We start from the raw sequence: 13462 nt of genomic DNA, 5'->3' as shown, positions 1-13462 counted from the left end.
AATGGCGACACAGTGGGAGGGGCACATCATGGCGACGACCGTGCGGACCGCCGGACAGACGGTGGACATGCCGGAGATCACCGACCCGTCCCAGGTCGCTCCCAAGGACGCTCGGGAACTGTCGAAGCTGTTCTTCGAGAAGCTCGCGGTGCTGGAGGAGGGGACCCCCGAGTACCAGTACGCGCGCAACACGCTGATCGAGATGAACATCTCCCTGGTCCGCTACGCGGCCGGCCGGTTCCGCGGCCGCGGGCCGGAGGAGAAGGAGGACATCGTCCAGGTCGGCATGATCGGACTGATCAAGGCCATCGACCGGTTCGAGCTGTCCCGCGAGGTGGAGTTCACCTCCTTCGCCGTGCCCTACATAGTCGGCGAGATCAAGCGGTTCTTCCGCGACACCTCCTGGGCGGTGCACGTGCCCCGGCGGTTGCAGGAGGCCCGGGTGCAACTGGCCCGCGCGAGCGAGGAGTTGGGCAGCCGGCTGGGCCGTACGCCGACCACCGCGGAGCTGTCCGAGCTGATGAGCCTGCCCGAGGAGGAGGTCGTCGAGGCGCAACTGGCCTCCAACGCCTACCGGTCGGCGTCCCTGGACGCGGCGATCGGCGGCAGCGAGGACGGGGAGAGCGCGCTCGCCGACTTCATCGGCGGCCAGGACCCGGCGCTCGGCCTGGTCGAGGACTTCCACGCCCTCGCGCCGATGATCGCCGAACTCGACGACCGCGACCGCAGGATCATCCACTGGCGCTTCGTCGAGGAACTCACCCAGGCCCAGATCGCCGAACGCCTCGGGGTCTCCCAGATGCACGTCTCCCGGCTGATCGCCCGTCTGCTGGGCCGACTGCGCGAGGGCATGCTCAGCACCCGCTGAGCCCGGCCGCGCGGTCGGCGCTCCGGGTCTTCACCCTGCCTTCACGCCCCTCGCCGCGGGCGTGCGCGGTCGTACACCAGATCCCTGACGGGACCCGGTACCCCCCGTTCGAGAGAGATGGCACACAACCATCACAGTTCGCGCCGTTTCGGGGTAACCGAGTCGGAGTAAGGGCCGCGAAAGCGCACTGTTGCCGTTTGACAACAATAGTCAGGAGGCAACAAAGTGGCCGTGTCGGACGTGCGCGGGGAAGGACCTGGAATGCTCCGGTTGACGGAGACCGCTCCGTGCGTGGGGCGCCGTCGCCGAGGGGTGACGGTGGCACCGGTGCCGCGGACAGCGGTTCAGGCGGTCCGGCTGTCGGACCCGGGGGCGTCGTGCAGCTGCGTCGCCGCCGAGGCACAGAACGCCTCCAGCCCCTCCAGCAGCGCGACCCGCTTGGCGGCCGGCATGTCCGCCAGCACCCTGCTCAACTCCTTCTCCCGGCGCGCCCGCAGATCCGCGAGGAACGTCCGGCCCCGGCCGCTGAGGTGCAGCCGCACCTCCCGTCGGTCGTGGGCGCCCACCACCCGCTCGACGAACCCGGCGGCCACCAGCCGGTCGCACAGCCGGCTCGTGGACGGCGGCGTCGAGGCGAGGGACTCGGCGAGCGTGCGCAGGTTGATGCCGTCGTGGTGCTCGAGGATGTGCAGCACCCGCAGCTGGGACGCGGAGGTGGGCGCGGTCGAGGCCCTGCCCCACACGACCTCCAGCAGCTCGGCGGCCGTCGTGGTCACGCGCGCGACCTCGTCGGGCGCGGGGCGGCGGAAGGCAGTCACGGTCACACTCTCGCAGGCACTGGGGTGCCTGTCAGCGTACTAGGCGCGGGCCCGGCCCCCGGGTGGGCCGCCGTGACCGACACAGTCCTTGCACACGGTCGGCCTCCCGGGCGAGGTCCCTACGTTCCCCTGCGAAAGATTGGTGTATTGCTCATCGTGAACAGATTCGAGGCCGCTGAACGCGCCCTGCGGACAGCGGCTCCCCACGAGCTCCCCGACGCCGTGCGTGCCGTGCTCGTCGAGAGGTACGGCGCCCGGTCCGTCGAGTTGTTCATGGCCGACTACGGCCTGACGGTGCTTCAGCCGGTCTCGGTGCTGCCGCACACGCTGGATCCGGTGTCCGTGCACAACAGCCCGGCGGGCCGGGCCTTCGGTTCCCAGCGGCCGTACCGTGAGGACCTCCGGGACGGCAGCGCCCGCCTGCACCTGCCGGTCAGCGTGCGCGGCGACCGCCTCGGAGTGCTCTCGGTGACGCTGCCCACGGCCGACGAGGCCCGCCGGTACGAGTCCGAGCTGGCCGAGATCGCCGACGTGCTGGGGCACGAGGTGGTCGTGGCCGAGCGCGACACCGACCTCTACCTCCAGGCGCGCCGCAAGGACCGGCTCACCCTGGCCGCCGAGATGCAGTGGCAGCTGCTGCCCGGGCGCTCCTGCTCGCGCCCCGAGTACGAACTCGCGGCCCAGCTGGAACCGGCGTACGCCATCTTCGGCGACAACTTCGACTGGTCCGCCACCGCCGACCATCTGATGCTCTACGTGACCAACGGCATGGGCGAGGGCATAGAGGCCTCCCTGCTGACGAACCTGGCCATCAACGCCCTGCGCAACGCCCGGCGCGCCGACATCCCCATCGCCGACCAGGCCGCGCTGGCGGACCAGGCCGTGTACGCCCACTACCGGGGGCGCTGCTATCTGTCGGTCCTCATGTTCGACTTCGACCTGGCCACCGGCCGGGCGAGCGTCGTGGACGCGGGCTCACCCCAGTTGCTGCGGCTGCGCGCCGGGACCGTGGAACGCGTCGACTTCGACGCCCAGTTGCCCCTGGGCATGTTCGAGGAGACCGACTACGTCGCCCAGGACTTCCAGGTGGAGCCCGGCGACCGGCTCGTCTTCGTCAGCGACGGGGTGCACACCGTGGCCTCCCCGCGCGGCGAGGCGTACGGTGACGCGGCCCTCTCGCGGGCCATCCACGCCACCCGGCTGCTGCCCGCCGCCGAGGTGCCGCGCGCGATCCTGCGGGAGCTGACCGGCCATCGCGGCGAGGCCGTCGCGGACGACGACGCCCTGATCGTCTGCCTGGACTGGCACGGCCGGCCCGGCCCCGAGGACGACCGGCCGACGCGAATGTGACGATCGCGTGTTGGTTGCCTCTGACAGCGACGATAATGTTTGTCATAAGGCAATAATTGCTCGATGGACCCGCGGCGAGGTGGGTTGACTGGACAGCGGTAGGGAGACGACGCAGGTGGCGGACGACGACACGGCCGACGAGGTGGCGAAGGAGCTCGGGGGCTTCCTGGAACGCAGGCGCGAGCAGATCGCCCAGCGCTGGGCGGACGCGCCCCTGTTCCGTACCGCCTTCACCGTCTCCCGGGACGAGGCGGTCGAGGCCTGCAAGGCCGTGGTGGACGCCCTGGCCGACGTGGCCCGCTCCGGCCGGCTCGAGGACGTGCAGGCACCGGGCTTCGGCGCCGTGCGCGACCAGCTGGGCCGGATGGCCGCCTCCCGGACCCGGGCCGGCTTCAGCTCCTCCCACATCGCCGGCGAGGTCGCGGGTCTGCGGGAGCCGGCCACAGCGCTGCTGCGGGCGGAGTTGGAGGAGGCGTCCGCCGAGCACACCGAGGCGTGCCTGCTCGCGCTGACCGTCCTGATGGGCACGCTCCGCCTGGTGGTCATGGAGACGAGCGTGAGCGCGGGCGAGGAACTGATCGCCCGGCAGCGGCTCCAGCTCCTCGAGGTGGCCACCCCGGTCATCAAGCTGTGGGAGGGCATCGTCGCCGTCCCGCTCATCGGCACCCTGGACAGCGCCCGCAGCCAGGTCGTGATGGAGAGCCTGCTGGAGGCCATCGTGGACCAGCGGGCCCGGTACGCCATCCTCGACATCACCGGTGTGCCGACCGTGGACTCGCTGGTCGCCCAGCACCTGATGAAGACGGTCGCCGCGGCCCGCCTGATGGGCGCCGAGTGCATCGTCTCCGGGATCCGTCCCGCGATCGCGCAGACCATCGTCCACCTCGGCATCGACCTCGGGACGATCATCACCCGGGCCGGCCTCGCGGACGCCCTGGCCTACGCGCTCACCGAACAGGGCATCGTCGTCTCCCAGGGCCCGGCCCAGGGAGGGAGCCCGCGGTGAGCGGCCTCCCCGCCACCCCCGCCTCCTCGGTGCCGGTCCTGGCACTGGGAGACGTCCTGCTGGTCACCCTGCAGGGAGAGCTGCACGACGCCACGGCCGAGCAGCTCCAGGACCACATCACCCACCGCATCGCGCACCACCCGGTGCCGGTGGGCGGAGTCGTCATCGACATCTCCGGGGTGGAGATCGTCGACTCCTTCCTCGGCCGCATCCTGGCCGAGATCGCGGCCAACGCCCGCCTGCTGGCCACCCGGACCGTCGTGGCCGGCATGCGCCCCGCCGTGGCCATCACCCTGGTCGAACTGGGCCTCACCCTGCCCGACCTGGTGACCGCCCTGGACGTCGACAGGGCGCTGTCCCTCCTCGGGCGTGCCCCCTCGGCGGCCGCCCCCGCACACCCGGAAGGGGATGCTTGATGCATGCCCCACCCGCCCCGACCGCCCGCCTGCCCATCGCCTCGGACGCGGACCTGGCCTGGGTGCGCCAGCAGGTGCGCCGGGCCGCCGCCGACCTCGGCTTCGGCCTGGTCCAGCAGACGAAACTGGTGACCGCGGCCAGCGAACTCGCCCGCAACACCCTGGTGCACGGCGGCGGCGGGCACGTCGAGATGACGAAGCTGGAGGACGGCGCCGGTCGCGGGCTGCGCCTGTCCTTCGTCGACGCCGGCCCCGGCATCCGGGACGTCGAACTCGCCATGACCGACGGCTACACCACCGGGGGCGGCCTGGGCATGGGCCTGAGCGGGGCCAAGCGGCTGGTCCAGGAGTTCGTGCTCGACAGCAGACCCGGCGAGGGCACCACCGTCACCGTCACCGACTGGGCCGCCGCCGGGCTGCCCGCGCCCCGCACGGGGGCGCCGTGAGCAGGGTCTGGGACATCCCGGTCCAGGAGAGCACCAGGGTCCGGGACGTGCGTGTGGCGGCGGAGGCCGCCTGTGCCGAGGTGTCGCTCGACGCCCACGGGACGGCGGTCGCGGCGCTGGTGGCCACCGAACTGGCCACCAACCTGGTCAAGCACGCGGGCGGCGGCCGTGTCGTCATCAACCTGGTGAGCCCCGCCGACCCCCGCGCGGGGGCCGCGCCCTGCGTCCAGATCGTCTCGCTCGACCACGGACCCGGCATCGGCGACGTCCGGGCGGCCAGCCAGGACGGCTACACGACCGCCGCCTCCTCGCTGGGCGCGGGCCTGGGCACCTGCCGCCGCGTCTCCGACGACTTCGACCTGCACAGCCGCCCCGGCGAGGGAACCGTCGCGGTCGCCCGCATCAGCCCGAAGCGGACACCGCGCCCGGCGGGCTCGGGGGCGGCCGACGGGGGTGTGCGGGGCGGGAGGAGCGACCGGGCCGGGGGGAGCGTGTGGAGCGGGGCGGGCGATCGGGGCCGGGGGAGCGACGGGGCCGCGCGAGGGGTGTCGGGCGGCGGGGAGAGCGACCGGGCCGCGGGGAGCGGGTGGGCCGGGGCGAGCGATGAGGAGCGCGGGAGCGATCGGGCTGCGGGGAGCGCATGGACCGGGGCGAGCGACCAAGGCCGCGGGGGCGACCGGGCGGCGCCAGGAACCTGGGGCGACGGGAGTGGGCGGGGCGGGGCGAGTGATCGGGCCGCCGGAGGCGTGTGGGCCGAGGGGAGCAGTCGGGTCGGGGAGAGCGGGCGGGCCAGGGAAGGCGTCCGGGCCGGAGGGGGCGGTGTGCGGGTCGGGGGGATCACCGCCTCCTACGCCCACGCCGAGCACTCCGGTGACGCCTTCGGCTGGGTGCGCTCCGGTGCCCGTGTCACCCTGCTGCTCGCCGACGGCCTCGGCCACGGGGAGAAGGCGGCCGAGGCGTCCACCGTCGCCGTGGAGGAACTGCACCGCGGTGCCGACCTGCCGCCGGCCGACCTCCTGCGGCGCCTGCACACCGCGCTGCGGACGACGCGCGGCGCGGCCGTCGGGGTCGCCCAACTCGACGAGGACAGCGGCCAGTTGTCCTTCGCCGGGGTCGGCAACATCGGTGCCAGGCTGCGCACCGGCACCGGCTGGCAGCCGCTCATCTCGCACCCGGGCATCGTAGGAGCCCACTTCCCCGCCACCGTGCCGCTGCGCCGGGCTGCCTGGCAGCCGGACAGCCTGCTGGTCCTGCACAGCGACGGACTGCCGAGCCGCTGGGTGCCGCCCCTCGACCCCCTGCTCCTCGCCCACGATCCCGCCGTGGTGGCCGCGGTCGTCCTGCGGGACTCCGGCAGTGCCGCGCGGCCCCTGCGGGACGACACCAGCGTGGCCGTCCTGACCCCCGCGACCGGGGGTGCCGCCCGATGACCGAGAAAACCGGCATCTGGAAGATCGCGTCCGAGGCCGACGCGGCCGGCGCCCGTGCCGCCGTCGCCGCCCTCGTCGTCGCGGCCGGGACCCCGCCAGTGGACCGCGCCCGCTTCCTCACCTCCCTGTCGGCCCGGCTGCGCGACCGCCTCGACCAGGGCGGCACGTGGGAGCTCCACCTGCTCACCCGTCGGACCACTCCCGACCAGGAGTGCCGACTCGACGTCTGGCTACGGCCCTTCGACGGAACGACCGCCGGCGAGGGGCCCCCGGCCTCCGAGCCGACCCTCAGCTGCCCCCTCCCGAACCCGCCCGCGCGGGACGGCGCCCCCGTCGACGCCTCGCCGTCCCACGCCCTGCTGTCCGCCGACGAGGACACCGCCGCCGTACTGCACCTCCTGGACGAGCAGGAACGACTCGTCCAGCTGCACCGGGACGAGCTGCACCAGACCAACCAGGGCGTGCTGGCCCTGCACTCCGACCTGGAGGCCGCCGCACTGGCCCAGCGGGAGCTGCTGGAGGCCGAGCGGTCCGCGCGGGCCGAGGTGGAGCGGGCCCGGCGCCTGCTGAACTTCCTCGCCGACGCCAGCGCCGCCATCACCTCCTCCCTCAGCCCCATCGAGGTCCTGCGCCGGCTGACCGACCTGCTGGTACCGGACCACGCGGCACGTCTCGACGTCTGGCTCCTCGACGACGAGGAGGAGGGCGACGAGGAGTCAGGTCCCGTGCCGGAACGTTCCCGGGCCGCGGTGGTCGCCGCGCGCACCGGCCGCCCCCAGCACGCAGCCGCACACCCCGGGAACCTGCCGGGCACCGACGACCTTCCGCCCGCCGCCATGTCGCCGGACCGGCCGCTGCTCGCCATCCCCCTCATGACCCACCGTCTGCTGGGCGTGCTCACCCTCATCGCCCCCGGCCCCCGCTTCGACGCGGACACCTGTCTGATGCTCGTCGAACTCGGTCGCCGGGCGGGGGTCGCGCTGGACAACGCCCGCCGCTACGAGCAGCACCGCGACACCGCCGAGGCCCTCCAGCGCGCCCAGCTCACCGACCTGCCCGACCCCGACGGCCTGCTCCTGGCCGCGCGCTACCTCCCCGCCACCCAGGGCATGAACATCGGCGGCGACTGGTACGACGCCTTCCTCCAGCCCGACGGGAGCCTGCTGGCCGTCATAGGGGACGTGACCGGGCACGGGATGCACGCGGCCGTCGTCATGGGCCAGTTGCGCACGGCACTGCGGGCCTACGCCGTCGAGAACCAGACCCCGGCCGAGATCCTCACGCACCTGCACCGCATGCTCCGCCATCTGCAACCGCAGCTGTACGCCACCGCGATGATCGCCCGCTTCCGGCCCGGCGACCCGGAGGTGGTCTGGGCGTCGGCCGGGCATCCGCCCGCCGTGGTGCGCGACACCGGCGGCTCGGTGCGGATACTGGACGCCGCTCCCGGCGTCATGCTGGGCGTCCCCATCGCCTGCACCTACGCCGACCACGTCACCCAGCTCCCGCCCGGCTCCTCCCTGGTGCTGTACACGGACGGACTGGTCGAGCGCCGGGCGCAGGGCATCGACCCCGGCATCGAGCGGCTCCGCCAGGCGCTCGCGGGGCTGAGCGCCCCGGAGCTGGAACAGGACCTGGACGCGGCCGCCGAGGCCCTGCTGAAACCCCTCCTGCACGACTCCGAGCGCGACGACGACGTCTGCCTGCTGCTGTGCCACACCGTCACGCACCCGACCTCCTGAGCACGCAGCCCCCCGGGCAACCGCCCCCTGAGCACGGAACCCTGTGACCACCTGGCCCCCGGGGCGGGCCGGCGGCGCGATAGCGTGGAGGACCCAGGGTGAAAGGGTGGATGTCGTGAAAGCCTTTGAGTCGCTTCCATCCATGGAAGCCCAGCTGCGCGCGGCTCCTCCGCACGCGCTGGTCGCCACCGCCCGCCGTCTGCTGGCCGAGCGGGCCGGCGCCCAGGACGTGACCCTCCTGCTGGCCGACTACGGGCTGGCCGTGCTCCAGCCGGTCTCCCATCTGCCGCACACCGAGGAGCCGGTGTCCGCCCACGACGGCCCGGCGGGCAGCGCCTTCACCCACCAGAGCCCCGTGGTCGAGGTCCTGCGCGACCCGGCAGGCCACCTGGTCCACCTGCCCATCACCGTGCGCGGAGACCGCCTCGGCGTGCTGTCCGTACGGCTGCCCGCGGGCACGGCGGCCCCCGAAACGGTCCTGCGCCTCGGCGACTTCGCGACGGCACTCGGCCACGAGGTCACCACCGCCGGACGCGACACCGACCTCTACCTCCAGGCCCGCCGCACCCGCCGGCTCACCCTGGCCGCCGAGATGCAGTGGCAGTTGCTGCCCGGCCGGGGGTGCGCCCGCGAGGAGTACGCCATCGGCGCCCATCTCGAACCCGCCTACTCCATCGGCGGCGACAACTTCGACTGGTCCACCAGCGCCGACCATCTCGTCCTGTCCGTCACCGACGGCATGGGCGAGGGGATCCACGCCTCCCTGCTCACCAGCCTGACGGTGGGCGCCCTGCGCAACGCCCGCCGCGCCGGGATAGGCCTCGCCGACCAGGCCTGCCTCGCCGACCAGGCGGTCTTCGCCCAGTACGGCGGCAAGGTGTACGCCTCCACGCTGCTGCTGGAGTTCCATCTCGCCACCGGCACGGTCCGTGCCGTCGACGCCGGATCCCCGCAGCTGTTCCGGCAGCGCGGGGACCACACCGAACGCGTCGAGCTGGACGCGCAGTTGCCGCTAGGCATGTTCGAGGAGACGCCGTACGACGAGCAGACCTTCCAGGTCGAGCCCGGCGACCGCCTCATCGTGGTCAGCACCGGGGTGCACGGCGCCCGCTCGGCGGCTGGCGACCTCTTCGGCGAGCGGGCCCTGCGCCAGATCCTCGGCGCGACCCGGTCCACTCCGACGTACGAGACGGCACGCGCGGTCGTGGCGGGCCTGGTCGAGCACTACGGAAGCCGGGAACTCATGTCCGACGCGGCCGTCATCTGCCTGGACTGGCAAGGACGCCAGGGCTGACGGCGCCCCCGCGGGGCACACGGGTCAGTGTTCGTGTGTGTCCTGGGCTGCCTGGAACCCCCGCAGGCCCCGGCTCAGGGCCGAGCGCTCGGCCGTGTCCATCGTCGCCAGCACCGAGGCGAGCGCCTGTGATCTGCGGGCGCTCACCTCGCCGAGCACCTGCCGGCCGTGCCCGGTGAGACTCAGCCGCACCTCGCGCCGCTTCTGCGGATGCAGCACCCGCTCCAGCAGCCCCGCGGCCTCCAGCCGGTCGCAGAGCCGGCTCGCGGTCGGCAGACCTATGTCCATGTTCTCGGACAGTGCGGTGAGATTGAGGCCCGGCGCGGCCTCCAGGATCCGCAGGGCCCGCAACTGGTGCGGTGACAGACGAAGGCGCGCTCCCTGGGCTGCGACGGACCAGAGGGTCGTGAGGCGGTCCACCGCGTCGGAGATCTCCCGCGCGAGGGCCATGGGATCCTCGGCCGACCCGCTTGCCTGGTCGTCCCCGGAGCCACTGAGACGCGTCACGAACACATCGCTTTCAGTAATCGCCTGCCCATACAGATGCCACCCTCATTCAAACGCGGTACCCGAAGCGACGTCGAGCAAGCACCGCGGACCGGGCCATCGTAGGAAGCCCGGCCGAACGGGAAACGCGTTTTCGCCCCGGATGACCCCGCCAGGTTGCGTCGATCGCAACCTGGTGCGCATAGCGATACTCGTACTACCATGCCGCGCATCTCTACGGCGCGAGCGAGACGAGGGACCATGGCTCCTCAGCAGTACGACTTCGTCATCGTCGGTGGTGGATCGGCCGGCAGTGCACTGGCCAACCGCCTGTCCGCCGACCCGGGCCACCAGGTACTGGTCCTGGAGGCCGGCCGGCCCGACTATCCCTGGGACGTCTTCATCCACATGCCCGCGGCGCTGACCTACCCCATCGGCAGCCGCTTCTACGACTGGAAGTACGAGTCCGAGCCCGAGCCGCACATGGGGGGCCGGCGCGTCTACCACGCCCGCGGCAAGGTGCTGGGCGGCTCCAGCAGCATCAACGGCATGATCTTCCAGCGCGGCAACCCCATGGACTACGAGCGCTGGGCCGCCGATCCCGGCATGGAGACCTGGGACTACGCGCACTGTCTGCCGTACTTCAAGCGCATGGAGAACTGTCTCGCGGCCGACCCCGACGACGAGTTCCGCGGTCACGACGGCCCCCTCGTCCTGGAGCGCGGCCCGGCCACGAACCCGCTCTTCACCGCCTTCCAGAAGGCCACCGAGGAGGCCGGGTACGCGCCCACCGACGACGTCAACGGCTACCGGCAGGAAGGCTTCGCCAAGTTCGACCGCAACGTCCACCGCGGTCGCCGGCTCTCCGCCTCCAAGGCCTATCTGAAACCCGTCCGCAGACGCCCCAACCTCACGGTCCGCACCCGCACGCTCGTCACCCGCGTCCTGTTCGAGGGCAAGCGGGCCGTCGGCGTCGAGTACCGGCGCGGCAAGGGCGGGCTCCAGCAGGTCCGCGCCAAGGAGGTCATCCTCTGCGGCGGCGCCATCAACTCCCCGCAGCTGCTCCAGCTCTCCGGCGTCGGCAACGCCGGGGAACTGCGCGCCCTCGGCATCGACGTCGTCCACGACCTGCCGGGCGTCGGCGAGAACCTCCAGGACCACCTGGAGGTGTACATCCAGTACGCCTGCAAGCAGCCCGTCTCCATGCAGCCGTACCTCGCGAAATGGCGCGCCCCCTTCATCGGCCTGCAATGGCTCTTCCGCAAGGGCCCGGCCGCCACCAACCACTTCGAGGCGGGCGGCTTCGCGCGCAGCAACGACGACGTGGACTACCCCAACCTGATGTTCCACTTCCTGCCGATCGCGGTCCGCTACGACGGCTCCGTGCCCGCCGGTGGACACGGCTACCAGGTGCACGTGGGACCCATGTACTCCGACGCCCTCGGCTCGGTGAAGATCAGGAGCAAGAACCCCGAGGAGCACCCGGCGCTGCGCTTCAACTACCTGTCCACCGAACAGGACCGCCGGGAGTGGGTCGAGGCGATCCGGGTCGCCCGCAAGCTGCTCAACCAGCCCGCACTGGCTCCGTTCAACGGCGGGGAGATCTCACCGGGTCCGTCCGTGGAGACCGACGAGGAGATCCTCGACTGGGTCGCCAAGGACGGCGAGACCGCCCTGCACCCCTCCTGCACCTGCAAGATGGGCACCGACGACATGGCCGTCGTGGACCCCGCGAGCATGCGCGTGCACGGGGTCGAGGGGCTGCGGGTCGTGGACGCCTCCGTGATGCCGTACGTCACCAACGGCAACATCTACGCGCCGGTGATGATGATCGCGGAGAAGGCGGCCGACCTCATCCTCGGCAAGCAGCCACTGGCCCCCTCCGAGGCCGTGTACTACCGCCATCGCGACGCCCGGACACAGGCTGGGTAACGCGGATTTTTCGCGGGGCCGCTTGTCCCGGAAACCCGCCGCCAGCCGGTTGCGCACCACGCGTCCGCGTGCCCAAACCGTCATGCCCCAACCCCTTGACGTGGGTTCACGCATTCTCCAGAGTGTTCCACCACAAGCAATGCGGTGCGCGATGCGCAACGGAATCGCTCGAAGGGCTCCCGACGTGGCAGACCTGTATGTGGACGGTGAATGGCGGGAGCCGGTGGCCGGTGGCCGCCGGGAGATCCGATGTCCCGCCGACGGCACGCTCTCCGCGACCGTGTCCGAGGGCACCCGCCCCGACACCGAGGCGGCCGTCGCCGCCGCCCGCCGGGCCTTCGACGAGGGGCCCTGGCCGCACACCCCCGAGCGGGAGCGCGGCGCCCTGGTGCTGCGCACCGCCGACCTGATCGAGCGCGACGCCAAGGAGTTCGCCCGCGCCGAGTCGCTCGACACCGGCAAGCGGCTGGTGGAGAGCGAGTACGACATCGCCGACGTCGTCTCCTGTCTCCGCTACTACGGCGGGCTCGGCGGCACCGACGCGGGCCGCGTGATCGACACCGGCCGGGACGACGCCGTCAGCCGGGTCGGCTACGAGCCGGTCGGTGTGTGCGGACTGATCACACCCTGGAACTACCCCCTCCTGCAAGCGAGTTGGAAGGTCGCCCCGGCCCTTGTGGCCGGAAACACGATCGTCCTCAAGCCCAGCGAGCTCACCCCTTCCACCTCGATCCTGCTCATCCGGGCACTCGCCGAGGCCGGACTGCCGGCCGGGGTCGCCAACCTCGTCCTCGGCGCCGGGCCCGAGGTGGGCGCCCCGCTCTCCGAGGACCCCCGCGTCGACATGGTCTCCTTCACCGGAGGCGTGGACACCGGCAGACGGATCATGGCGACGGCCGCAGCGACCGTGAAGAAGGTCGCCCTGGAACTCGGCGGCAAGAACCCCAACGTCGTCTTCGCCGACGCCGACTTCGAGACGGCCGTGGACTTCGCGCTCACGGCCGTCTTCCTGCACTCCGGGCAGGTCTGCTCGGCCGGTGCCCGGCTGATCGTCGAGGACTCGCTGCACGACCGCTTCGTCGACGAGGTCGTCCGGCGCGCCCGCCTGATCCGCCTCGGCGGCCCCTTCGACCCCGAGGCCGAGACCGGCGCGCTGATCTCCGCACAGCACCTGGAGAAGGTCGAGGCGTACGTCGCGGCCGGCCTCGCGGAGGGCGCCGTGCTGCGCTGCGGCGGCGAGCGGCCCACCGACCCGGCCCTCGCGCACGGCCACTTCTACCCGCCCACCGTCCTCGACGAGTGCACCCAGGACATGCGGGTGGTGCACGAGGAGTCCTTCGGGCCCGTGCTCACCGTGGAGCGCTTCACCGGTGAGGACGACGCCGTCCGCATCGCCAACGACACCGAGTACGGACTCGCCGGCGCCGTGTGGACCCAGGACGCCGGGAAGGCCCAGCGGGTCGCCCGGCGGCTGCGGCACGGCACGGTGTGGATCAACGACTACCACCCCTATGTGCCGCAAGCGGAATGGGGTGGCTTCGGGCACTCCGGTGTGGGCCGGGAACTGGGACCGACCGGCCTCGACGAGTACCGCGAGCCCAAGCACGTCTGGCAGAACATCCAACCCCGGCCGCAGCACTGGTTCCGCGGCTGAACGCCGAGAAGAGGTCGACC

The 13462-nt window shown here is 72.4% G+C and carries 12 protein-coding genes; 10 read left to right on the top strand and 2 right to left on the bottom strand.

The features are described from left to right. The first annotated feature begins 28 nt into the window (after positions 1 to 28). Positions 29 to 868, top strand: coding sequence for an RNA polymerase sigma factor SigF (locus AC2XR2_RS05965; protein ID WP_381301421.1), 840 nt, complete (start codon positions 29 to 31; stop codon positions 866 to 868). A gap of 344 nt (positions 869 to 1212) precedes the next feature. Here the strand turns inward: AC2XR2_RS05965 and AC2XR2_RS05960 are convergent, their stop codons facing one another. Continuing rightward, on the bottom strand, positions 1213 to 1644 hold the full coding sequence (locus tag AC2XR2_RS05960; protein WP_330269796.1) for a MarR family winged helix-turn-helix transcriptional regulator: 432 nt from the start codon (positions 1642 to 1644) through the stop codon (positions 1213 to 1215). A gap of 198 nt (positions 1645 to 1842) precedes the next feature. On the opposite strand from AC2XR2_RS05960, the gene AC2XR2_RS05955 reads away from it, so the two are divergent. The 7 genes from AC2XR2_RS05955 (at position 1843) to AC2XR2_RS05925 (ending at position 9370) form a co-directional block, all read left to right on the top strand. Further along, a complete protein-coding gene (locus tag AC2XR2_RS05955) occupies positions 1843 to 3036 on the top strand; it encodes a PP2C family protein-serine/threonine phosphatase (protein WP_381301422.1) in 1194 nt (397 codons plus the stop codon). A 115-nt stretch (positions 3037 to 3151) separates the two neighbouring features. Then, positions 3152 to 4042, top strand: a complete 891-nt coding sequence (locus tag AC2XR2_RS05950) for an STAS domain-containing protein (protein ID WP_491514503.1) — start codon at positions 3152 to 3154, stop codon at positions 4040 to 4042. Continuing rightward, complete coding sequence (locus AC2XR2_RS05945) at positions 4039 to 4458, top strand: STAS domain-containing protein (RefSeq protein ID WP_330268452.1); 420 nt, start codon at positions 4039 to 4041, stop codon at positions 4456 to 4458. The genes AC2XR2_RS05950 and AC2XR2_RS05945 overlap by 4 nt, the downstream gene beginning before the upstream one ends. Next, positions 4458 to 4904, top strand: a complete 447-nt coding sequence (locus AC2XR2_RS05940) for an ATP-binding protein (protein ID WP_330268453.1) — start codon at positions 4458 to 4460, stop codon at positions 4902 to 4904. Before AC2XR2_RS05945 ends, AC2XR2_RS05940 begins: the two co-directional genes overlap by 1 nt. Continuing rightward, positions 4901 to 6334 (top strand): SpoIIE family protein phosphatase, encoded by a 1434-nt coding sequence (locus AC2XR2_RS05935; protein ID WP_491514502.1) that lies wholly within the window; start codon positions 4901 to 4903, stop codon positions 6332 to 6334. The genes AC2XR2_RS05940 and AC2XR2_RS05935 overlap by 4 nt, the downstream gene beginning before the upstream one ends. After that, positions 6331 to 8076 carry a PP2C family protein-serine/threonine phosphatase gene (locus AC2XR2_RS05930; protein WP_491514501.1) on the top strand — a complete coding sequence of 582 codons (1746 nt, stop codon included), beginning with the start codon at positions 6331 to 6333 and terminating at the stop codon, positions 8074 to 8076. Before AC2XR2_RS05935 ends, AC2XR2_RS05930 begins: the two co-directional genes overlap by 4 nt. A gap of 142 nt (positions 8077 to 8218) precedes the next feature. Next, positions 8219 to 9370, top strand: a complete 1152-nt coding sequence (locus AC2XR2_RS05925; protein ID WP_381301425.1) for a PP2C family protein-serine/threonine phosphatase — start codon at positions 8219 to 8221, stop codon at positions 9368 to 9370. A gap of 24 nt (positions 9371 to 9394) precedes the next feature. On the opposite strand, the gene AC2XR2_RS05920 is transcribed toward AC2XR2_RS05925, so the two are convergent. Beyond that, positions 9395 to 9877 carry a MarR family winged helix-turn-helix transcriptional regulator gene (locus AC2XR2_RS05920; protein ID WP_491514500.1) on the bottom strand — a complete coding sequence of 161 codons (483 nt, stop codon included), beginning with the start codon at positions 9875 to 9877 and terminating at the stop codon, positions 9395 to 9397. Between the two features lie 240 nt (positions 9878 to 10117). Here AC2XR2_RS05920 and betA point away from each other — a divergent pair, with 240 nt between their 5' ends. Together betA and AC2XR2_RS05910 are read left to right on the top strand one after the other, a co-directional pair. Then, positions 10118 to 11788, top strand: a complete 1671-nt coding sequence (betA, locus tag AC2XR2_RS05915) for a choline dehydrogenase (RefSeq protein WP_491514499.1) — start codon at positions 10118 to 10120, stop codon at positions 11786 to 11788. A 184-nt stretch (positions 11789 to 11972) separates the two neighbouring features. After that, positions 11973 to 13442, top strand: coding sequence for an aldehyde dehydrogenase family protein (locus AC2XR2_RS05910; protein WP_330268458.1), 1470 nt, complete (start codon positions 11973 to 11975; stop codon positions 13440 to 13442). The last annotated feature ends 20 nt before the right edge of the window (positions 13443 to 13462 follow it).

This window comes from Streptomyces sp. LS-MS-L19, from assembly GCF_058382285.1.
The sequence above is the reverse complement of the archived record's forward strand: the minus strand, read 5'-3'. Positions and strand labels throughout refer to the sequence as shown.

Excerpts from the sequence above, each read along its gene's own strand:
- AC2XR2_RS05965 (WP_381301421.1), top strand. The coding sequence starts at position 29 with ATGGCGACGACCGTGCGGACCGCCGGACAGACGGTGGACATGCCGGAG.
- AC2XR2_RS05940 (WP_330268453.1), top strand. The coding sequence starts at position 4,458 with ATGCATGCCCCACCCGCCCCGACCGCCCGCCTGCCCATCGCCTCGGAC.
- AC2XR2_RS05930 (WP_491514501.1), top strand. The coding sequence starts at position 6,331 with ATGACCGAGAAAACCGGCATCTGGAAGATCGCGTCCGAGGCCGACGCG.
- AC2XR2_RS05925 (WP_381301425.1), top strand. The coding sequence starts at position 8,219 with ATGGAAGCCCAGCTGCGCGCGGCTCCTCCGCACGCGCTGGTCGCCACC.
- betA (WP_491514499.1), top strand. The coding sequence starts at position 10,118 with ATGGCTCCTCAGCAGTACGACTTCGTCATCGTCGGTGGTGGATCGGCC.